We start from the raw sequence: 874 nt of genomic DNA on the forward strand, positions 1-874 counted from the left end.
CATTGATAAATAAACAATTAGAAATGCCATACTTAGGGAAATATTTTAATAGTCTATCATTAATTTCTTGATAAAAGGCCCTGTCAGCATCTGATTCTGTTACAATAACAGCTTCATAAAATAACCCATTTATAACTCCAGTTGAGCGCATAAGTGGATTCCTCATTAATGTTAATAGCTTGTTACTTGGAAGCAATCTAGCTGTCCCTATATTTTGTGAATAAGTAAGCCTTACAATATTTAATGGAACTCCAGATTGTACACATCCCATCAAAAAGTTAGAACTATGAGTAGATACAAAAACATTTTTCTTCTGTTCTGATGCTGAAATTGCTACCTCTTTGCCAAGTTTGAAAGATAAAGAAGGATGAAGGAAGGCTTCAGGCTCATCAATAAGAAGTATCATTGGATCCCCTGAAATAATTTCTAAAATGATTCCCGTAAAAGCTTTCACTCCATCACTCAATTGCTGAATTGATTTTGCTTTTTTGTGGAACTCAACAGCTTCATGATGTATTCCTCTTTCCTCTAATTCTGATTTTGGAGCCTCTTCAGAGAGTTTGACCTTAAGTTTCCCAAGGTCAGTAGGATCAATTACAAAATACATGTTAAATGCATCAAGAATTATACGTCTCACTTCAGAGCGTTTTTTATCATCTCTAAATAGAGCACTTAAACTATTTTCTGGCGGCGTTTGGAGGTTACCTGCTGATTGCTCATGCGTTAAGTACATTCGTCCTTCCCCATTTAAGAATAGAGTGTTAAATTGTAAAAACCATTCACAAAACCATTGTCTATAATGCCCTTCATTAGGTTTGTTAAATGATTCCTTTAAATCCCTTTTTGGTATTTGTCTTCTATTTTGAAAATTTCC

At 34.0% G+C, this 874-nt stretch carries 1 protein-coding gene; it reads right to left on the minus strand.

Annotated features, from left to right (window positions below; all coding sequences use genetic code 11):
- A partial coding sequence (locus tag ACFQ2O_RS21890; protein WP_377533086.1) for an AAA family ATPase occupies window positions 1–874 on the minus strand: 874 nt, incomplete at both ends.

It is taken from the genome of Pontibacter rugosus, assembly GCF_042678745.1.
Classification (GTDB): Bacteria; Bacteroidota; Bacteroidia; order Cytophagales; family Hymenobacteraceae; genus Pontibacter; species Pontibacter rugosus.